Origin of the sequence: Paenibacillus aurantius, assembly GCF_032268605.1 — a bacterium.
Classification (GTDB): Bacteria; Bacillota; Bacilli; order Paenibacillales; family NBRC-103111; genus Paenibacillus_AO; species Paenibacillus_AO aurantius.
Window position 1 is genome coordinate 6120974 of sequence record NZ_CP130318.1, and the last position, 19095, is coordinate 6140068.

Sequence of the window (19095 nt, forward strand, 5' to 3'; positions counted from 1 at the left end):
ATGTCTTCTTTGTTGAGTTGTGACAGTCCATTCTCAACCAAGAGTTGAATTGAAAAAAGTTCATCCTCCATAGGATGAACTTCCATCAATACATATGCAAAATGTCTAGCAGGCCCAACCGCCGTCTAACGAATCCTCCGGTCGTTATTGGGTCTTTTTAGGCAGTTGCCCGTTGCTAACGAACCCTAGAGATGCTATTCCGGAAAAGGGTCGCCCTTTTTCCTTCCAACCGGCCTAATAGCAATACCAGGGTTCGTTAGATTCCAAATCCGCCCAGGATGGCGCGATTAGCAATAAGACGATTCATTAGGTTAGAACTCCTTCTCCTCCATCATCTCGCTGTTCGCCGCATTTACCGCCGTGTCGCCGTCCAGTACGACCTGCGGCTCTTTCTTCAGCCGAAACGGATGCTCGGTGGAGATGCGGTCTTCCGGCTCCTCGGCCGGCCGGGGGGCTTTTGGCTCGTGGCTGTTACTCATCGGCGTCCTCTCCCTTCCCGCTTGGGTGGTCATTCCGGTAAGGGCCCCGGATGAGGTTCTTCTCCTCGGCTTTGGCCATGGTCTGCTCCACGAAGGCCATGTCCTGGTTCTCGGCTTCCATCGGAGTGGAATCCTTCGTTATGGGCTTGCTCCGCTTGTCCGCGTCCATGTCGTTCCTCCTTTGGCATTGGTCTGCCTTTTACTTTTTACCGGAAAGAAGGAAGTTATTCCTGCCCTCGCCTTGTCCATAAGGGCTATATAACTAAAGAAAGGTATAAGCGGCCATCCGGCAATCCAAACTAAGGAAACTTGGCCGGTGGGAGGTAACGGGAATGGCTTATATTTGGCAGGCGCTGCTTATTCTGTTCATCGGGTTCGTGCTGCAGCGCTTATCGGGGAAGAAGACGGTTTCCGAAATGACCGGTCTGGAAATCATCACCCTTCTCGCCATCGCCTCGGTGATCGGGGAAGCGGTGTCGGCTCACGGCTTTTGGAAAATCACCATCACGCTGGTCCTCTTCGTCGTCCTGCTGATGGCGATCCAATACTTGGCCCTTAAGCTCAACCTTGTGGAAAAATGGCTCATCGGCCGCTCCACCCTCGTCATCCGAGACGGCCGGCTGCTGAAAGGCAACCTGAAGCGGCTGCGCCTCTCCGTGGACCAGCTCGAAGCCAAGCTTCGGGAGAAAAGCATCGCCTCTATCGCAGACGTCCGGACCGCGGCCATCGAAATCAACGGCCAGCTCGGGTACGAGCTGTACCGCCAAGCGAGGCCGGTCACCGTCGAGGAGCTCGAAAAGCTCCTGGAGGCGGAGCGCGAGTATCTCACGTCCCTGCTCGGGGAACGTTTCGGGGGAAGCCTCGCCGGGCAGAACGGGCCCCTGACTTCTGCGGCTCCCCGGCCTCACGCCGCGGCGGCGAATTCCTCCTCCCTGCAGGAGAAGAAGGGCTCCCCCAGCTCCCCGCAGCCGGCCGAACCGTCGGAGGCTGGGGATTCGAGCGGCCGCCTGTTCCGGGAGCTCCGCGGAGAGAACCCGGAGCAGGCGAACCGGATCTAACGCCTTGTCATCGGGCAGGGACAAGCTGGCGTACCATGAGAAAGAGGCTGGAAATGAATCACTCCAGCCTCTTTCTTATGCTTATCAATTCCAAGCTTGATGCACTCGCTTCGGTTCGACCCGATTAAGCGGCATCGAGCTCCAGCGCATCTTCTTCGTCGCGGTTGAAAGCTTCGCGGTCGAATTCGCCTTCGGAATCGGCGACGAGCAGGGAGCAGACGGTCGTGCCCGTGGCGTTAACGGCGGTCCGTCCCATATCGACGACCGCGTCAATGGCGAGCACCAGGCCGAGCCCTTCGAGCGGAAGCCCGAGCGCCGTCAGCACGACGGTGGTTGAGATGGAAGCGGGCCCCGGTACGCCGGCTACCCCGATGGACGAGATCATGCTCACGAGAACGATAAGGATGTACTCGGAAATGCCGAGCGGAATGTTGTAGACCCGGGCCACGAAGACGGCCACGATCGCCGGCCACACCCCTCCGCATCCGTTCATGTTCATGGTTGCGCCAAGCGGAGCGACGAAGCTAGCGATCCGCGGGGATACCCGGATGCGCTTCGTGATGACCTCCAAGTTAACCGGAAGCGTCGCATAGCTCGAACGCGTCGTGAACGCGACGGCAATCGTCGGGTACGCCTTGCGGAAGAACTTGATCGGGTTGACGCGGGCGACGAAGGTAACCAGCCCGCCGAACGTCACGATGAAATGAATCAGCAGCGCGACATATGTTGCCACGATGATGCTGAGCAGCGGCTTCAGCGTTTCCAGCCCGTACTTGGCCGCCATGGCCGCAATCAGGGCATAGACGCCATAAGGGGTCAACCGGATGATGTACTTCGTCACCTGGTGCATGACCTGGGAGAAGGAATCGATGAAGTTCTTCACCGGCTGGACGGCATCAGGCTTTCTCGAGCCCAAGTGAACGATGGCCACCCCAATGAAAATCGCAAAGATGAGAACCGGAACCACCTTGCCCGCGGCCATATCGCCGATCGGGTTGGTCGGAACGAGATCGAGAATAACCTGCGAGAATGTCGGAATGGCCCGCGCTTTAAAATCCTTCGGAACCGACTGCGAGATGCCGCTTCCCGGATCGATGGCGACGGCGACGAGCAGCCCGATCAGAGCCGCGATTCCGGTCGTGATCAGGAACAGCGCGATCGTCTTGGCGCCGATTTTGCGCAGATGGCCAAGGCTCGAGATCGAGGTAATGCTGCTGATGACGAGAACCGCCACCAGCGGCATCACGAGCATTTTGATCAGGTTGACGTAAATGGAGCCGATGGTGCTTACGCTCGTGGCATTGAGCTTAAAGGAGTTGAAGATGATGCCCGCCACCAGGCCAAGGCCCAGCGCCAGCAGCACCCGGTAGCCGAAATTGACCCGCTTCCTCGCCAGGAAGTATAAGAAGCCGATGACGACCAGGGACACCAGCAGGCTGACCCAGTTGGTCTGAATCGCCGTTAACAAATTGTTTTCTTTCAAGCTATTCCCCTTCTTTCCCCACCCGTTTAGTAGGATTTTATATAAGAGAATATACTGCGGCTAACATCCGATGTCAATGCTTTTCTGAAAATGTCGAAGCATGCAAGTATTGGCTAGTACCTTATCCGCGGGTGTTGATCTGATTACCTAAGGATTATGTTGCGCAACAGCCGTCCACCTCCCCTTTGGCGGATAACCCCTTCCCCTCGCCGTTTAACCGCTTTCCCTTGCCGGGACAGGGTCTTTTGCCAGCTTTACTACAACGTATGTGGCACTCCCGCCGCACAGAACAAGCAACAGGGGAAACGCTAACCGGCGCCTCCATGAGTAGGAACCCGGGCAGGCCCTTCAACCAAGAGTAACGGCTTCCCCTTACAAAAAAAAGCCTCCCGCCGTAATCCGGCAGGAGGCCTTGCTTGGGGCTGGCTAAGCGGAACAGCCCTTGTTAGTGGCCGACCGCCCCGCTATGCTCGGCACTGGGATCGAGCTTCGCCTTGCCCATCGTAAAGGTAAACAGCAGAGCCAGTACGGCCGGAACAAGCGCCCACAGGAACGTGTACGAGATGGACGACGACAGCGCAGCCGTGATCTTCTCCAGCACCGGCCCGGGAATAGTCGCACGCGCCTTTTCGGTCAGGAGGGCCCGGGGGTCGAGCGATTCGAGGCCCCCCGGGGCGCCTTGGCCTTGGCCCAGGCCGGCCATGGCCTCGGTCATTTTGCGGGTAAAGACGTGGCTTTGCAGAATGCCGAAGATCGTAATGCCGAGCGTCATGCCGAGCGAGCGGACGAAGTTCAAGGTGGCGCTCGCCGAACCGCGTTGGTAAGCGCTGAACGTATGGATGGCGGCGTTGCTAAGAACGGAGAAAGACGCCCCGATGCCCACCCCGACAATGATCATATAGAGGGTTACCGTGAAGCGGCTCGTATCCGTCGTGAGCGTAGTCAGGAGCAGGGTCCCGATGACGAAAACGGCCGTGAACGGAATCATGATCGAACGGAAGGAGAACTTGTTCAGCAGGAACCCGCCGCCCGTGGCCGATACGACGGAGCCAAGCATCATGGGAAGCAGCACCAGTCCGGAGTTGGTCGCACTGCCGCCCAGCACCCCCTGGATATAGATAGGGATATAGACCGAAGCGGTGACAAAGGCCGCTCCCCCGAACATCCCTACCAAGGTGCTCGAGGAGAACAGACGGTTGCGGAACATTCCGAACGTGATGATCGGCTCCTCCGCCCGCCGCTCCGCGAAAATGAAAGCGAAGACGAGCACGGCAAACCCGGCGAACAATCCGATAATTTGACCGGAGTCCCAAGCATAGGTCTTGCCGCCGAGCTCCAGCGCGAACATGAGGCAGACGACAGCCCCGACAAGCGTAACGGCGCCCCACCAGTCGATTCTCTGCTTGGAATGCTCATGAGATTCCGTGTAGAAGAAGGCGATCATGAAGAAAGCGATGATCCCAAGCGGCAGGTTGATGTAGAAAACCCACTTCCAGTTGATGTAATCCGTGATATAAGCGCCGAGCAGCGGTCCAAAAATACTGGACATCCCGAAGACCGCTCCGAACAAGCCGCCCAGCTTGCCCCGCTGTTCTACGGGCACCACGTCGAACATAATCGTAAAAGCAACCGGAACGAGCGCCCCGGCTCCGATCCCTTGAATGGCGCGGTACAGGCTCAGCTCGACGATAGAGTTAGCGGTCCCGCAAAGTGCGGAGCCCAGCATAAAGAGAATAATCCCGAAAACGTAAAACCTTTTCCTTCCATACATATCCGACAGCTTGCCGAAGATCGGCATGCCGGCCATTTCGGCGACCATATAAGCCGAGGTCACCCAGACGAACTTATCCAGTCCTCCCAGCTCTCCTACGATCGTCCCCATCGCGGTGGCGACAATCGTATTGTCCATGGACGCCATCAGAATGCCGAGCAACAGTCCGGCTAGGACGATGCCCATTTTGTTTGTTTTGGTTGCGGCTGCGGCATAAGCCATGCTTTCAAACCTCCTATTGTGTGGTGTTCCCTGTTTAGCCGTCCCTGCCATGATGCGGATTCCTGACTATATTCGGGTAAGGCGCTTCGCCTTATAAACGGATTCAGGTAATAATCGGTTACTCTCTCCATCCATTGTAGTAACTGATAAAAATGAGTGTAACATAACATTGTTACACTGTAAAGAATCATTCTTTCCTATCCTCCATCCTTTCCTCCGCTCTCTTCTTTTCTTCGGACCCGAAAGCCCTAATCGTGAGGATCTTGTTCTCCTTATCCCATGACCCAGTATATAAAAAATCCCCTGACAGACCCTGTCAGGGGATTCGGAATCTTTTTTATTTCAACCGGATAGGCTCCGGGGTTACTGAACCATCGAATTGAAGCCCATGATCCACATGGAGCCCGCCACGATAACGAAGACGATGAAGACCCCAAGGATGAGGGCCATGACGTTGTACCGCGGCTTCTCCCCTTCCCTCAAGTGCATGAAGAAGACCAGCTGAATGAGGAACTGCATAACCGCCAGCACCATGATGATGACGATAGTCGCCGTTTTCTCGAACACATGGTTCATGACGAGCACGATAGGAATGATCGTCAGGACGATCGATAGCAGAAACCCGATCACATACTGCTTGAGCGAGCCGTGGGCCTCGTGGCCGTGGGCGTCATGCCCCTGGGTTGGCTGTGCCATGCTACATCACCCCCATCAAGTAAACGACGGTCAGCAGGAAGATCCAGATGACGTCCAGGAAGTGCCAGTACAAGGAAACGGTGGTGACCTTGCGCTTCGTCACGGCCGTAATGCCGCGGCGCTTCAGCTGAAACATGAGGCCGACCATCCAGCCGAGGCCGATCGAGACGTGAAGCCCGTGCGTGCCGACCAGCGTGAAGAAGGCCGACAGGAAGGCACTGCGGGAAATCGTGGCGCCTTCGTGCGCCAGGTTGATGAACTCGTTCACCTCAAGCCCGATAAAGGCGGCGCCGAGCACGGCGGTCACGATGAGCCAGTTGATCAGGCTTTTGACTTTGCCTTGGTGCATCGCGAGTGTCGCGAGCCCGCTTGTGAACGAGCTCGTGAGCAGAATGAACGTCTCGGCGATGACCCCGGGCATTTCGAAGAGCTCAGCGCCTGTCGGTCCGCCGTCATAATGCGTACGGAGAACCATATAGGTCGCGAACAGGGTTCCGAACAGAATACAGTCGGTGACGAGGAAGATCCAGAAGCCCAATACCTTCAGGCCTTCGTGGTCCTCGTGGTGGTCATGCCCATGATCGGCATGTCCCGCTGCGGCTGTTTGTGCCATTTATACATTCCCCCTTAGCGCCAATTCGGTCTCACGGACCTCTTCGGCCGGGATATAGTAGTCGGTGTCGTACGAGAAGGAGCGGGCGATGAGGCATCCGAAGACGCCGATCATGCCGGGCACGGCCATCCACATCCAGCCGAAGACGAAGCCGAAGCCGGCCACGAACCAGAAGACGGACATGATGAACGGAATGGACGAGTTTTTGGGCATATGAATCGGTTCATAGTGATCCGGACGGATTTTATCCAAGCCCTTCTCCTTCATATCCCACCAAGCGTCCTGCTCCTTCACTTCCGGCACAACGGCGAAGTTGTACACCGGAGGAGGCGAAGGAATCGACCATTCGAGCGTGCGGCCGCCCCACGTATCGCCCGTCAGGTCGCGGTCGCCCTTCTTGATGCTGTAGCTGATCTGCCATACCTGGAAGATGAACCCGATCCCCATCATAAACGCCCCCACGGTGGAGACGATGTTGTAAGGGGCCCAGCCCATGTCCCACCCGTAGGTGTACACGCGGCGGGTCATTCCCATGAAGCCGAGAGCATACTGCGGCATGAAGCACAGGTAGAAGCCGATGTTCCACAGCCAGAACGCCCATTTACCGAGACGCTCGTCGAGCTTGAAGCCGAACAGCTTAGGCCACCAGTAGTAAATCCCTGCCAGGTAGCCGAACACAACGCCGCCGATCAGCACCTGGTGGAAGTGAGCGATCAGGAAGTAGCTGTTGTGGTACTGGTAATCCGCCGGAGCCACGGCCAGCATGACCCCGGTCGCCCCGCCCACGACGAAGCACGGGATAAAAGCAAGCGTCCAAAGCATCGGCTGCTTCATCTGTATCCGTCCACGGAACATTGTAAACAGCCAGTTGAACACCTTGACCCCGGTCGGGATCCCGATGGCCATCGTCGAGATGGCGAAGAACGCGTTGACGTCCGCGCCGGCGCCCATCGTAAAGAAGTGATGGACCCAGGTAAAGAACGACAGAACCGATATGAGCATCATGGAGAACACCATGGATTTGTAGCCGAATACTTTCTTCTTAGAGAAGACGCTGACGATCTCGGAGAAGATCCCGAAGGCCGGAATGACGACGATGTACACCTCAGGGTGACCCCACATCCAGATGAGGTTGACGTACATCATCGGGTTGCCGCCGCCGTCAAGCGTAAAGAAGTGGGCGCCCAGGAACCGGTCGAGGAACAGAAGCGCCAGGGTAACGGTCAGGATCGGGAACGCGAAGATGATCATGACGCAGCTCGACAGAACCGACCAGGAGAACAGCGGCATTTTCATCATTTTCATGCCCGGTGCGCGCATCTTGAGGATGGTCACCATGAAGTTGATTCCTGTCGCCAGCGACCCGATCCCGGAGATCTGGATGCCCCAGATATAGAAGTTCTGGCCTACGCCGGGCGAGCTCGACATTTCGGAAAGAGGCGGATAGCTGAGCCAGCCGGCATCCGGCGAGCCGCCGATGACGAAGGACAGATTGAACAGCATCGCACCCATGAAGAAGAGCCAGAAGCTGAGTGCGTTAAGAAACGGATAGGCAACGTCACGCGCGCCAAGCTGAAGCGGCACGACCATGTTGAAGAGCGCGAACATCATCGGCATCGCCATGAAGAGAATCATGATCGTGCCGTGCGTCGTGAAGACCGCGTTGTAGTGCTCGGCGTTCAGGAATTCCACGTTCGGCAGCGCCAGCTGGGCGCGCATGAGCAGCGCGTCCACCCCGCCGCGGAACAGCATGAGAAGAGAGGAGATCAGGTACATGATCCCGATCTTTTTATGGTCAACGGTGGTCAGCCACTCTTTCCAGAGCCAGCCCCATTTCTTGTAATAGGTAAGAACAAAGAGAATGGCAATCATCGTCAGCGCAATGGAAACGTCCGCGCCGTAGATGAGCGGGTCGCCGGTCACGAAGAACGTGGAGGCGAAATCTTTGATTTTATCCAGCATGGGATTCCTCCCTTCCTTTCTACTTGCCCATATTCATATGGGACATATCGTGATTGCTGCCGCCACCGGTTGTTCCTTCGGATTTCCCGGCTTCCGGCTCCCCGGCTTTATGCGGGTTTCCTCCATGCTCCATGTACGAGCCACCGTTCTTGTCGACGATCTCATCAAATAGCTCCGGAGGATAGGAAGAGTAGAAGACCGGCTTCTCGACCGAGCCCGGCTTGGCCAGCTCCTGGTAGCCTTCCTTCGTCAGAGCGGCGTTCGGACCGCTGGCGATTCCCTTGGCCCATTCGTTGAACTCGGCCTGCGGCTTCGCTTCCACCTGGAACCTCATGTGGGCGAATTCCTTGCCGCTGAAGTTCGCGCCGGTGCCGTAGTATTCACCCGGCTGGTCCGCCTGCAGCCACAGCTGCATGGCCATGCCCGGCATCGTGTACGCCTGACCGCCGAGCTGAGGAACCCAGAAGGAGTTCATCGGAGCATCGGACGTCATCTGGAAGTGCACCGGAACACCTGCTGGAATCTGCACGTAGTTGACGGTTGCGATCTTCTGGTCGGGATAGGTAAACAGCCATTTCCAGTCGAGAGACGTCACCTGGATGACCAGTGGCTTCGTGTCCGCCGCTACCTTGGGCTTCGCGAGTGCGTACGTATCCCGCACCGTGTAGGCGCCGAGAATCCCGATAATGATGATGGGAATGCCCCACCAGATCGTCTCCAACAGCTTGCTGTCGTGCCAGTCCGGCTTGTAAGGAGACTTGTTGTCCGGCGTATCCCGGTACCGGTATACGATAAAGGCGAGAAGCGCCAGAACCGGGATCACGACAATCGCGCAGAGAATGACGGAGATGATAATAAGCTTTTGCTGCGTCTCGGCCACCGGCCCCTTCGGGTCGAGGACGATGAATTTGTCAGAGCAGCCGGACAGCAGCACCATGGTCATGGCGGCGGTCAAGAGCACTTTAAGGCGGCTCAGCCATTTGGTTTTGCCCATAATTCCACCCTCTCTATAAACCTCTAGAAACGTATCGTCTAATTTCTTATTCAGCATACCAGATGCGGCTCGCGCGGGAACCCCGGTTAACAAATACGTCAACATTCTGTTCCTTTTTCGACGAAAAGTGTTCAACAAATGTTCTAAATTTCACAAAGTCCCGGAAAAACAAGGCGTGGAGCCGCCGGGAAAGCGTCCGGACGGCCTTTGCGCTATGACCTTTCTCACACGCGCAACAAGGAATTAGGACACAAAAAAACCCGGCAGCCGGTTTCCCGGTGCCAGGCTTAAGGGGGCTTGACGCTCTAGGCTTACGAAAGAGCGCCGTCGTTGTGACCGCGCGCCAGGTTGTTGATCTCTTCGGCCGTTTCGGCCGGCAGGCGGTTGCGGAAATAGCTGATGATGATGTTCACGGCGTCCTCGCACTGCTCGGCGGACATGCCGGTTTGCTGCTGAACGAGCTCGACCAGCTGATGCTTCATGGGACCCTCCATCCTGCCTCGGCTCTAGAGGCTTATTTATCGGTTAGCCCCGGGCAGACCGGCCGGTCTTGTCGTGACCAGACCACCGCTCCTGCTCTGCAGGCTCTTCCGTTAGGATGCACCCGAAGCACAAAACGATACGTCCCTTGGATGGGCTACCTCTGTGCGGCCCCTCCTCTGCGTATCCCTTCGGTCCGACCGCCGCCGGTCTATTCCCGATTAGCCAGTCTATAGGCTTTCCGCAGGGAAGATGGCCCCTCTCCGGCCCTTTCCGATCCATTCTCCTTTAGAAGGCAAAAAACCGGCCCGTTCATTAGAACGGCCGGCCGTTAAGGTCGTATGGGGGAGATCCGGTTATTCCTTCTCGTCTACCTTGCGGTTATGGACCCAGCGGATCATCGTTCCGATCGTAAAAATCTGCACGCTCGCAATTAGGAAGCCGATGCCCACCATAAGGCCCAGGTTCGTATCGCGGAAGTCGCTGATCGTCATCAGGCAGAGCAGCACGCCTACGGCCAGAACACCCCATGCAATCGCTGTCATCGCCGTGTTTACTTTAGCGCCGCTTTCCTTCGAGATCTCTATGGTTTTGGCCGGATATTGTCTAAGTGCCATCTTCAACACTCCATTCCGTTGAATAGTGATGGCTTTATTGTAACACAAAAGACACGTTTCGTTCAAACTTTGTTCAATTATTTATCAAGATTTAGACAAATCTCCCGGGAGGCCCGTAAACGTGAAGGCCCGCCCTCCCGGCTCACCGGATAAAGACAGGCCTTCCCACTACACTTACGCCGCTATGCCGGGAGGCTTCGCTCCATCCAGCTTTGAATCTCTTGCTCCGTCATCGGCTTGCCGTAATAATACCCCTGCATGACATCGCAGCCCGAGGAGCGGAGGAAGGCCATCTGGGCTTCCGTCTCGACTCCCTCCGCCACCAGCCGCAGGTTCAGCTGGCGGGCCATCATAATGATAGCCAGAATGATAGCCTGCTTCGATTCCAGGTTGCTCTCCCGGATGAACAGCTGGTCGATCTTGAGCGTATCGATCGGCATCTTGTCTAGAGAACCAAGCGCGGAATACCCCGATCCGAAATCATCCATCGCCACCGTCACCCCAAGCCCGCGAAGCTCCTCCAGCTGACGGACGATGTCTTCGATGTCGTAGAGCAGCAGGGACTCCGTTATTTCAAGCTCCAAGTATTCCGGCGCCAGGGATGAGAGCTGAAGAGCCTCGCCGACCATTTCGCCCAAGTTCTGGCTCTCGAAGACCCGGATCGACAGATTGACGGCCACCTTCTGGGACGGCAGCCCCTCCTCCTGCCAGCGGCGGTTCTGGAGGCAGGCCTCCTGCAGCACCCAGCGGGTGAGAGGCACGATCAGTCCCGTTTCCTCCGCAATGGGAATAAATTCGGCGGGGGAGATCGTCCCGATGTCCGGATGTTTCCACCGGACCAGAGCCTCGACCCCGGCGGGCTGCTGGTGCCGGGCATCCCATTTGGGCTGGTACAGCACGAAGAATTCCCCCCGCACCAGCGCCCGGCGCATGTCCTTCTCCAGGCCGAGCTTCCGGACAAGCCGGCGGTCCATCTCTTCGTTGAACACGCGGTGCCGGTTCTTTCCCGAGGTCTTCGCCTGGTACATGGCGGTGTCCGCCGTTTTCATCAGCGCCGCACGCGTGGAGCCGTGCTCCGGAGCCAGGCTGATGCCGATGCTCCCGGTCACATAAAGCTCATGACCGCCCAACCGGTAAGGCTGCTTGATCACGGCGAGCAGTGACTGGGCGAGCTCCTCCGCCTGCACGAGCCCGGCGGAAGGAGCGGCAATCAGGAACTCGTCCCCGCCCAACCGAAAGACCGTGTTGGCCTTCCCGGCAGCGGCCGACACCCGCAGCGCAACCTCTTGAATCAACAGGTCGCCCACATCATGGCCAAGCGTATCGTTAATCGTTTTGAACCGGTCCAGATCGAGAAACAGCACCGCCGCCTCTTTCCCGCCGGTCAGCTCCAGCCGGTCGAAGTAACGGATCAAGTCATGGCGGTTCGGCAGGCCGGTCAAGGCATCCTGAAACGCCATCTTCTCCAGCACATGCCGGTCGAAATACATGGCCCCCCAGGAGACGGCGAGAATAAGAAAAGTAGCCACGGTCACCGCGGCCAGCAGAAACAACTTGCCCGACATATCCATCCCGGCTTGATGGGCGATCGGGCCCATGGAATGGTACATAGCCGCCCTCATGCCCGTGTAATGCATCCCGCAGATGGCCAGTCCCATGATCACCGCGGAGCCGCCTTTCCACCAGGAAGCGGAAGGCTTATGCCGGAAACGGATGAAGAGGAACAAGGCGGCGTAAGAAGCCGCCAGGGCAATTCCCGCGGATAGCGCCCACAAGGAGGGAATGTAGTGAACGTCGGCATGAACGCGCATAGCCGCCATACCGGTATAATGCATAGCGGTGATGCCCGCGCCCATAAAAAAGCCTCCCGCTCCGAACCGCACCCAGCCCACTTTCTCCGGCATGGTAATAGAGAAGGCAATGTAGGAGGAAGCGACGGCCGCGAGAAGCGACAGGAAGGTGATGGTAATGTCATATTCCATGGGAACCGGGAGCTCGTAGGCGAGCATGCCGACAAAATGCATCGACCAAATGCCGCAGCCCATGACCCAGGAGCCCGCGGCCAGCCAGGCGAACCGGTGGCGTCCGCGTACCTGGGAAAGCTTGGCGTTAAGGTTAAGGGCCAAATACGAGGCCACGACGGCGATGACGAACGACAGAAGCACGATCCATAGGTTATATTGCCCCTGCAGCGAATTGATAGGGTCCACTCTCCGATACCTGCGTTAATTTTCCATATCGCTAGTATAAAGGAAAGTATACCATGTTGTATATACGAAAGACCTATTCGCTAGGGCAAAATGCCTACTTTTTGTCGATTAATACGAGCGGGTTTCGAGACGGTCCAAGCTTTTGAATTCGTAGCCCTGCTTACGGGCCTCGTCGATGATCCGGCCTAACGCTTCCGCATTGTCCTTGGAGACGGAATGCAGCAGAATGACCGCCCCCGGGTGAAGCTGCGCCATGACTTGATCATAGGCAAACTGTGAGCCGTGCTGTACCTTTGTATCCCAGTCCTTGTAAGCGACCGACCAGAATACGTTCGTATAGCCCGAGGCTTTGGAAACCGCGAGCACCCTGTCGCTGAAAATCCCTCTCGGAGGGCGGACAAACGCCATCTCCTTCTGCCCGGTCAGCTCGGCTACGGCCGTCTTGACCTTGTCTAGCTCCTCCTTCATCTTCCCGTCCGGCACCTGGGTCATATCCGGATGGCTCCAGGAGTGGTTGCCGATCAGGTGGCCTTCCGCCGTCATCCGTTTGACAAGCTCGGGCTGGTCCTTGACATAGTGACCGGTAATAAAGAAAGCGGCCGGTACGCCCTTCTCCTTCAGAACATCCAGAATGTTGACCGTGTACCCGTTCTCGTACCCGTTGTCAAAGGTCAGGTACAGCTCCTTGCGCTTCGTGTCTCCCATAAAAATAGCTTCATGCTTCTGCAGGATGTCCTTGAAGCCTTCCTGGTCGATCGAGGCGAGCTGGCCGTTTTTGCTTTTTTTGAAGCCGAAATGATAAGGCCGGTCTCCCTGCGCCGAAACGTAGGCAACATTCAAGAGAACAAGGACGAGGGCGAGGACGGTGCTCATCACAACCATGCGTTTCACGGGCTGATTCTCCTTTTCTTCAAATAGACGGACAGGGATAATATGCGCAGAAAGGGTTCACCCTATGCCGATAAACAGGCAAGTCTCGGGGAAAAAGCCAAAAACACCGCCCCCAAAGGAGCGGTGCGGCGGCGGATACGTCTTATTTCTTGACTTTCTTGCCCTTGCGGGCGACGACACCGTCCGGGAGAACCTCCGCAAACCCGAAAGGGGCGGCCCCCAGGCGTTGGATTCGGTTGATCTGGCTCGTCGAAAGACGGCGGAGCGACACGACGAACGAAGACGTCAAATCGTTGAAGTCACTCAGGAGAGCGACGGCCTGGGCCCCTCTGAACACCCGCCGGCTTCCCTTGTAGTTGATATCCTGGAAGAGCACGAGCGTGGTTTCCCTTCGGCCTTCGAGGTTGAAGCTCGAAAGGACGTCGTTGAAGCTCAGCACCCGCAGGTCGCGTACCCCCAGGTTGCCCCGGAAGCGGAGCCGGGTTCCCATGAAGTTCGCGTCGGCCCAGAGCGTAAGCCGGGGCAGCGTTCGAAGGACAACCGGCTTCTTGACGGCTGCTTTGCTTGCGAGAGCGCTGGTGACGGCTTTCTTGGCTGAAATTGGCATGTTCCTCACCTCCTTCCCCCACAGCTTATGTGAGGAGAGGAAGAACAGCTTGTGCGATTTCCTACTATTCTATCAATAGAGGAAAAAGGGCAGCCCGTCCGCATAGAGAGACGGACCAGCCGTCCGGTCCTGCAGCCAAAACCAAAAGAAGCACCCCGAAGGGTGCTTGGCCGTAACAGCAAGGAGGGGTTCTCCCGGCCGGTTCAGAACCGGCCGGATTTGAAGATCGAATAAAGCAGCCAGAGAAACATGAGGCCCGCTACCGTAGAGCCTACTTCAATGACGGGAAAATGGAGAATAAGGGCCGGGACGTTGCCGACGGAAGAAGCGATGATCAGCCCGACCATGATGATCGAGAAGCTGAGCAGCACGATGCTGACCGAGATCCGGTTGCTGATCTGGTCGAGCTTGCGGAGGAGCAGGTCGATCTCGGGCAGCCCGATCTCCACCTTCAGCTTACCCGTCCGCAGCAGCTTGGTCAGCTGGGCCGCCTGCCGGGGAAACCCGGCCAGCGTCTCCACGAACTCGGTCGCCTGCCGCCACCAGCGCTGGCGCACCTTGTCCGGGTGATAGCGCTCCTTGAAAAGCCGCCGTCCATACGGTTCTGCCAGGTCAACGAGGCTGAGCTCGGGGTACAGCCGGACCGCCACTCCTTCCACCGTGATCATGGCCTTGCCAAGCAGCGTAAGGTCGGTGGGGATGAGCACCCGGTGCCGGTTGGCCACGGCGAACATCTCGTTCATCGCTTCTCCCAGGCTTACCTGGGACAAGGGAATATCATAATAATGTTCCCGCATCTCGTCGAGGTCCTGCCGGAGACTCGCCATGTCCACATCGTCCGTCAGCAGGCCGAGCTGGGAGATGGCATGAATGATCGCGTCGCTGTCCTTGCGCATAAGGCCGATAATGAGCGAGCCGAGATGAAACTTCATCGTCTCGTCCAGCCGGCCCACCAGGCCGAAATCCACGAAGGCGATCTTGCCGTCGGTCAGCACCATCACATTGCCGGGATGCGGGTCCGCATGGAAGAAGCCTTCGATAAGCACCTGGTGAAACATCGCGTTGACGAGCCTTTCGGCCGTTACCTTCAAGTTATGGCCGCGTTCGATCAGCTCGTCCGCCTGATTGAGCATCAGGCCGTCCAGATACTCCATGGTCAGCACCTTGGAGGTCGTATAAGGCCAGTAAATCTTCGGGATGCGAACGCCGGGATGCTGGAGGAACTGGGCGGCGATCCGGTCCGTGTTCTTCCCTTCCCGGGTATAGTTGAGCTCTTCCCGCATGGAACGGGACAGCTCCTCGATGATCGTTCTCACCCGGTAGCGCTCGAACCAGCCGATGCGCCGCTCGGCGAGTGCGGCCAGGTCATGCAGAATGTCCAGGTCAAGCTCGATGATCTTGTCCACGTGCGGACGCTGCACCTTGACGGCCACCCGCTCTCCCGAGTGCAGCCGGGCATAATGAACCTGGCCGATGGAAGCGGCCGCCAGGGGCGTTTCCCGGAATTCGCTGAATATCTCGTTCATCGGCGTATGTAATTCTTCCTCCAGAATCGCCTTGACCTCCTCCATAGAGAAGGCCGGCACCTGGTCCTGGAGCTTCTGCAGCTCCTTGACCAGCTCCGGGGCCAGCAGGTCCTGCCGGGTGGCGGAAAGCTGGCCCAGCTTGATGAACGTCGGGCCCAGCTCTTCTATAACGAGGCGGATGCGCTCGGCAAACGTATGAGGGGTCTTCTCCGCGCCCCGGTGCAGCCATTTACGGGGAAGAGACAGGACGTGGAACAGCCCCATCTCTTCTACCATGTAGCCAAAACCATGCCGGACCAGAGCCACGACGATCTCCTTATAGCGGCTCGTATGCCGGAGTTTGATCGCCATATCAGAAGGACGGCGGCCCGGTCGGTTTGGCCGGCGGAGCCGGAGTCTCCGGTGTGACGACGGTCTCGGTGGACGCGGTGGAGGCCGTGGACGCTGCGGTCATGCGGCGCTCCAGGTCTTCCAGATCCTGCTTCGTCGCCACGTCGAGGTCCGCCAGCACCTTCCTCACCTGCTCCTGGACCATCCGCTTGATCTCGCTCCGGTGCTCTTCCCCGCGGGCAATCAGCCGGTTCACGACGTCCCTCGATTCGCTCTGGCCCAGCTCGCCCTTGACCACCAGCTCATCGACGAACTGCTGCACCTTGTCGCGGCTGGCCGCCGTGATGCCGAGTCCCAACGCTATCGCTTTCTTCAGAATATCACTCATTCTCGTCATGCCTCCTTTGGCTTCTCACTAGTATATTACCCCGACGGGCAAACGATTTATCGGGTTTCCGGCAAAAACTGTCCCCGTCCGGCCATCAATCGGCAAGGCGGTAACCGGCTCCCCGCACGGTTGCAATATAGCGCGGCCGGCGGGGATCGTCACCGAGCTTCTGCCTCAGGCTCTTGATATGGGCGTCGACGGTGTTGCTTCCTCCGAAGTACGTGTCTCCCCACACCCGGTCCATCAGGGCGTCGCGCGTCAGCACTTCCCCGTCCGCCGCGAGAAGGGCGGTCAGCAGGTCGTATTCGGTCTTCGTCAGCTCCACCCGCTCTCCTTCCCGGCGTGCGGTCATCCGCCGCAGGTCCACGGTGAGGTCCTTGTGCTGCAGCGTGCCGGCGGTGTGCTCCCGCACCTCGTCCTCCCGGGCGGTCCGCTCAATCCGCTCGAGAACAACGGCGAGCGGAGCCGGCCACAGCAGCCCGGGCTCTCCCCATTCGGCGGCCTGCGCTTCCGAGCCGACCAGCGACAGGGCGGGGCGGACGCCGGCCGGAAGCCGAATCGCCTCCGGTCCCCCCTGGGTCCGGTCGACGAGAAGCATCGCCCCGTTCGCGAGGCCGAGCACCGCTTCATCCGCGTGATGGAACAGCATGACGTCGTAGCACCGGGCCGTCAGCTCCAGCACGACGGGATACAGTAGCGCCGGCCGGGGGCTCACAATGACGATTCTCCGCGTCGTGCCGCAGTAGCTGCCCGTCTCCGCGGCTTCGCCATAGGGGCTCGTTTGCCCGTACGCCAAGGTGCTTAATGGGACGGCTTCTTCGTAGTTCTGCATTCTGCACACACCCCTTTAAAAAGAAAATGCTGCTCCTGAACGTCGTAGCCCGTTTCTTCGGCAATCCGCCGGATCCAGTCACCGGGAGCTTCGGCGAACACTTCATCCACCTTGCCACACGACTGGCATACGATATGATGGTGGTCCTCCACCCGGGCATCGTAGCGGCTCGCGTCTCCTTCGAGCTTCAGCTCGCGGACCAGCCCTTCCTGCGTCAAATAGCGGAGCGAATTATAGACGGTGGCATAAGCGAAGGCATGCCCCTGTTCCTTCAGCCGTTCCAGAATATCTCCCGCCGTCGGGTGATCCGGGGCTTCGGCAATGAGGTCGTATATGGTTTTGCGCTGAACGGTCAGCTGTCCTTTGCGTGTCATGGAGATCGCCTGCTTCTATGTTAGAATATTTTAGATTTAGACTTAGTTTAAATTTAAATGACAAAAAAGTCAATTGCCATCCCGTGACAATTGACTCGTAGAAAGGCCTATGCCTCCGCTGCCGGACGCTATTGCGCGTTATCCGGTAGCTTTGTTAGGAGAAAGCCTCCGTATGCCAATTAAAATGAATAGGAAGCTTCCTTTGCGGATAAGGCGCTAGCCGCTTTCCCTTGCTTCCTTAAGCCGCCGGAAGGTGTCCGGGTGGCAGACGGCATACAGCCGCGCGCCCTCCGGGATGGGCTCGTCGAGCTTGCGGTTGATGCCGAGATCCCCCCGGTCGGCCAGGAGGGTCGCTCCTTCTTCCAGCAGAGCCTGAAAGGCTTCCCGGTACGTTCGCCAGTGGGACCGGCGCGGCACCTCGTAAATATCCTCCCCCTCCTGCCGTGAGATAAGCTGCCGGTACAGGTCGATCGTCCCCTCGTTCAGGGCGGACCGGACGGCCAGGCTCGATACCGCATCATGGGAAAGAATAAAATCATTGACCTTCACATGCCGGAAGTTCTTGATATGCTTCTCCGACATGATTTCCACCGTGGTATGAACGTCAGGCGAGAATTCCTCGATGCTCGATGCAATCAGAAGCGTTTTGCCGTCGATCAGCTGGTAGTCGTCCATCCGCTCATCCGCGAAAACGATCGCCGCCCGCGCCGTACCCACCCCCGCCCGCTCCAGGGTATCGCCGCTGGTGGGGCTGCCGCTTACGTAATGGACGCGCTCGTGGTCATACGGAAGCCGCTCGTTCTCATCCACGATTAGGACCTCGAGCCCCGGATCGGAGCTCAGGAGCTCCTCGACGGCGGCTTGAGCTTTTTTGTTCCAGGAGATGATAACCACATGACCGCTTCCCCGGTACGCCAATTGCCCCGTCTCCCTTCTCTTCTTGATAGAGGCGAACGCCTCCAGAATTTTGCCGATCACGAGACTGAGAAGCCCGATCCCGAACAGGTACAGCACCATCGTCAGCGCCTTCCCGGGAATCGTCTTCATGGAATAATCGCCGTACCCGACCGTCGACATTGTGGTCATGACCCAGTAGAGGCTATTGAACCAGTGGCCGAAGGTATCCGGCTCCAGCGCATAGGCCGCGGCGGACCCGATCAGCACGAAGCCGACCGTCATAACGGCCAGCAGCCGGTTATTCAAACGGAAAAGCCGGTAAGCATACCGCAAAAAGAAGTGCATTCCCCGATCCCCTCTGCTCACAAAATAGGCCGTTACGCCTGGTCTCGTTCCGCCGGGCCTTCGGAATCACCCGAATTCCTTCCGGCACCAATCCGGGCGCTCTCCCAGCGGACCGCTTACCCCCTCCAGAATTTACTCAGAATGGACAGCAGCAGCAGACCGGCCACTACCATCATCAGCAGCGCGAGGCGCTTTTCCTGCCGTTTGGGGTTCATTCGGTCCCTCCGTTCCTTTTCTTCTAAAAATACCACATCCCGCCCGGGGAATCCAAAGCCCCCGCCACAAGTCATCCCGATTCCGGAGGAACCCCACCCTGGAAC

Annotated in this window: 19 protein-coding genes; 1 reads left to right on the forward strand and 18 read right to left on the reverse strand. The window is 57.9% G+C overall.

The genetic code is table 11. From position 1 onward, the window contains the following. Positions 1–311: 311 nt before the first annotated feature. Both MJA45_RS27725 and MJA45_RS27730 read right to left on the reverse strand, forming a co-directional pair. Positions 312–479: a hypothetical protein gene (locus tag MJA45_RS27725; protein WP_315605119.1), complete on the reverse strand. Its 168-nt coding sequence runs from the start codon at positions 477–479 to the stop codon at positions 312–314. Next, positions 472–648, reverse strand: a complete 177-nt coding sequence (locus MJA45_RS27730; protein WP_315605120.1) for a hypothetical protein — start codon at positions 646–648, stop codon at positions 472–474. The genes MJA45_RS27725 and MJA45_RS27730 overlap by 8 nt, the downstream gene beginning before the upstream one ends. 163 nt (positions 649–811) lie before the next feature. Between MJA45_RS27730 and MJA45_RS27735 the strand changes: the two genes are divergently transcribed. Beyond that, positions 812–1537, forward strand: coding sequence for a DUF421 domain-containing protein (locus MJA45_RS27735; protein WP_315605121.1), 726 nt, complete (start codon positions 812–814; stop codon positions 1535–1537). Between the two features lie 124 nt (positions 1538–1661). Here the strand turns inward: MJA45_RS27735 and MJA45_RS27740 are convergent, their stop codons facing one another. From MJA45_RS27740 to MJA45_RS27815, 16 genes are all read right to left on the reverse strand, one after another. Continuing rightward, the gene (locus MJA45_RS27740; protein ID WP_315605122.1) at positions 1662–3020 is read right to left on the reverse strand and encodes a dicarboxylate/amino acid:cation symporter; all 1359 of its coding nucleotides are present in this window, start codon (positions 3018–3020) and stop codon (positions 1662–1664) included. A 445-nt stretch (positions 3021–3465) separates the two neighbouring features. Next, on the reverse strand, positions 3466–5013 hold the full coding sequence (locus MJA45_RS27745; protein ID WP_315605123.1) for an MDR family MFS transporter: 1548 nt from the start codon (positions 5011–5013) through the stop codon (positions 3466–3468). Positions 5014–5376: 363 nt separating this feature from the next. Further along, positions 5377–5709: a cytochrome o ubiquinol oxidase subunit IV gene (gene cyoD, locus MJA45_RS27750; protein WP_315605124.1), complete on the reverse strand. Its 333-nt coding sequence runs from the start codon at positions 5707–5709 to the stop codon at positions 5377–5379. A gap of 1 nt (position 5710) precedes the next feature. After that, positions 5711–6322, reverse strand: a complete 612-nt coding sequence (gene cyoC, locus MJA45_RS27755) for a cytochrome o ubiquinol oxidase subunit III (RefSeq protein WP_315605125.1) — start codon at positions 6320–6322, stop codon at positions 5711–5713. Then, positions 6323–8284 (reverse strand): cbb3-type cytochrome c oxidase subunit I, encoded by a 1962-nt coding sequence (locus MJA45_RS27760; RefSeq protein WP_315605126.1) that lies wholly within the window; start codon positions 8282–8284, stop codon positions 6323–6325. It abuts the gene before it with no gap. A 19-nt stretch (positions 8285–8303) separates the two neighbouring features. After that, entirely contained in the window at positions 8304–9278 is a 975-nt protein-coding gene (qoxA, locus tag MJA45_RS27765) for a cytochrome aa3 quinol oxidase subunit II (RefSeq protein ID WP_315605127.1), read from the reverse strand. 311 nt (positions 9279–9589) lie between these two features. Continuing rightward, positions 9590–9760, reverse strand: a complete 171-nt coding sequence (locus MJA45_RS27770) for a hypothetical protein (protein ID WP_315605128.1) — start codon at positions 9758–9760, stop codon at positions 9590–9592. 354 nt (positions 9761–10114) lie between these two features. Then, a complete protein-coding gene (locus tag MJA45_RS27775) occupies positions 10115–10375 on the reverse strand; it encodes a hypothetical protein (RefSeq protein ID WP_315605129.1) in 261 nt (86 codons plus the stop codon). Between the two features lie 182 nt (positions 10376–10557). Next, positions 10558–12585, reverse strand: coding sequence for a putative bifunctional diguanylate cyclase/phosphodiesterase (locus MJA45_RS27780; RefSeq protein WP_315605130.1), 2028 nt, complete (start codon positions 12583–12585; stop codon positions 10558–10560). A gap of 108 nt (positions 12586–12693) precedes the next feature. Next, a complete protein-coding gene (gene pdaA, locus MJA45_RS27785) occupies positions 12694–13458 on the reverse strand; it encodes a delta-lactam-biosynthetic de-N-acetylase (protein ID WP_407083177.1) in 765 nt (254 codons plus the stop codon). A gap of 160 nt (positions 13459–13618) precedes the next feature. Then, positions 13619–14083 carry a hypothetical protein gene (locus MJA45_RS27790; protein WP_315605132.1) on the reverse strand — a complete coding sequence of 155 codons (465 nt, stop codon included), beginning with the start codon at positions 14081–14083 and terminating at the stop codon, positions 13619–13621. 203 nt (positions 14084–14286) lie between these two features. Next, positions 14287–15960 (reverse strand): ABC1 kinase family protein, encoded by a 1674-nt coding sequence (locus MJA45_RS27795; protein ID WP_315605133.1) that lies wholly within the window; start codon positions 15958–15960, stop codon positions 14287–14289. A gap of 1 nt (position 15961) precedes the next feature. Beyond that, a complete protein-coding gene (locus MJA45_RS27800) occupies positions 15962–16327 on the reverse strand; it encodes a phasin family protein (RefSeq protein WP_315605134.1) in 366 nt (121 codons plus the stop codon). Positions 16328–16421: 94 nt separating this feature from the next. Further along, the gene (locus MJA45_RS27805) at positions 16422–17159 is read right to left on the reverse strand and encodes a winged helix-turn-helix domain-containing protein (RefSeq protein ID WP_315605135.1); all 738 of its coding nucleotides are present in this window, start codon (positions 17157–17159) and stop codon (positions 16422–16424) included. Beyond that, complete coding sequence (locus MJA45_RS27810; RefSeq protein WP_315605136.1) at positions 17129–17533, reverse strand: Fur family transcriptional regulator; 405 nt, start codon at positions 17531–17533, stop codon at positions 17129–17131. The genes MJA45_RS27805 and MJA45_RS27810 overlap by 31 nt, the downstream gene beginning before the upstream one ends. A gap of 216 nt (positions 17534–17749) precedes the next feature. Continuing rightward, on the reverse strand, positions 17750–18775 hold the full coding sequence (locus MJA45_RS27815; protein ID WP_315605137.1) for an ion channel: 1026 nt from the start codon (positions 18773–18775) through the stop codon (positions 17750–17752). Positions 18776–19095 lie beyond the last annotated feature (320 nt).

Excerpts from the sequence above, each read along its gene's own strand:
- MJA45_RS27725 (WP_315605119.1), bottom strand. The coding sequence starts at position 479 with ATGAGTAACAGCCACGAGCCAAAAGCCCCCCGGCCGGCCGAGGAGCCG.
- MJA45_RS27730 (WP_315605120.1), bottom strand. The coding sequence starts at position 648 with ATGGACGCGGACAAGCGGAGCAAGCCCATAACGAAGGATTCCACTCCG.
- MJA45_RS27735 (WP_315605121.1), top strand. The coding sequence starts at position 812 with ATGGCTTATATTTGGCAGGCGCTGCTTATTCTGTTCATCGGGTTCGTG.
- MJA45_RS27745 (WP_315605123.1), bottom strand. The coding sequence starts at position 5,013 with ATGGCTTATGCCGCAGCCGCAACCAAAACAAACAAAATGGGCATCGTC.
- cyoD (WP_315605124.1), bottom strand. The coding sequence starts at position 5,709 with ATGGCACAGCCAACCCAGGGGCATGACGCCCACGGCCACGAGGCCCAC.
- cyoC (WP_315605125.1), bottom strand. The coding sequence starts at position 6,322 with ATGGCACAAACAGCCGCAGCGGGACATGCCGATCATGGGCATGACCAC.
- MJA45_RS27760 (WP_315605126.1), bottom strand. The coding sequence starts at position 8,284 with ATGCTGGATAAAATCAAAGATTTCGCCTCCACGTTCTTCGTGACCGGC.
- qoxA (WP_315605127.1), bottom strand. The coding sequence starts at position 9,278 with ATGGGCAAAACCAAATGGCTGAGCCGCCTTAAAGTGCTCTTGACCGCC.
- MJA45_RS27770 (WP_315605128.1), bottom strand. The coding sequence starts at position 9,760 with ATGAAGCATCAGCTGGTCGAGCTCGTTCAGCAGCAAACCGGCATGTCC.
- MJA45_RS27775 (WP_315605129.1), bottom strand. The coding sequence starts at position 10,375 with ATGGCACTTAGACAATATCCGGCCAAAACCATAGAGATCTCGAAGGAA.
- pdaA (WP_407083177.1), bottom strand. The coding sequence starts at position 13,458 with ATGAGCACCGTCCTCGCCCTCGTCCTTGTTCTCTTGAATGTTGCCTAC.
- MJA45_RS27790 (WP_315605132.1), bottom strand. The coding sequence starts at position 14,083 with ATGCCAATTTCAGCCAAGAAAGCCGTCACCAGCGCTCTCGCAAGCAAA.
- MJA45_RS27795 (WP_315605133.1), bottom strand. The coding sequence starts at position 15,960 with ATGGCGATCAAACTCCGGCATACGAGCCGCTATAAGGAGATCGTCGTG.
- MJA45_RS27800 (WP_315605134.1), bottom strand. The coding sequence starts at position 16,327 with ATGAGTGATATTCTGAAGAAAGCGATAGCGTTGGGACTCGGCATCACG.
- MJA45_RS27805 (WP_315605135.1), bottom strand. The coding sequence starts at position 17,159 with ATGCAGAACTACGAAGAAGCCGTCCCATTAAGCACCTTGGCGTACGGG.
- MJA45_RS27810 (WP_315605136.1), bottom strand. The coding sequence starts at position 17,533 with ATGACACGCAAAGGACAGCTGACCGTTCAGCGCAAAACCATATACGAC.
- MJA45_RS27815 (WP_315605137.1), bottom strand. The coding sequence starts at position 18,775 with ATGCACTTCTTTTTGCGGTATGCTTACCGGCTTTTCCGTTTGAATAAC.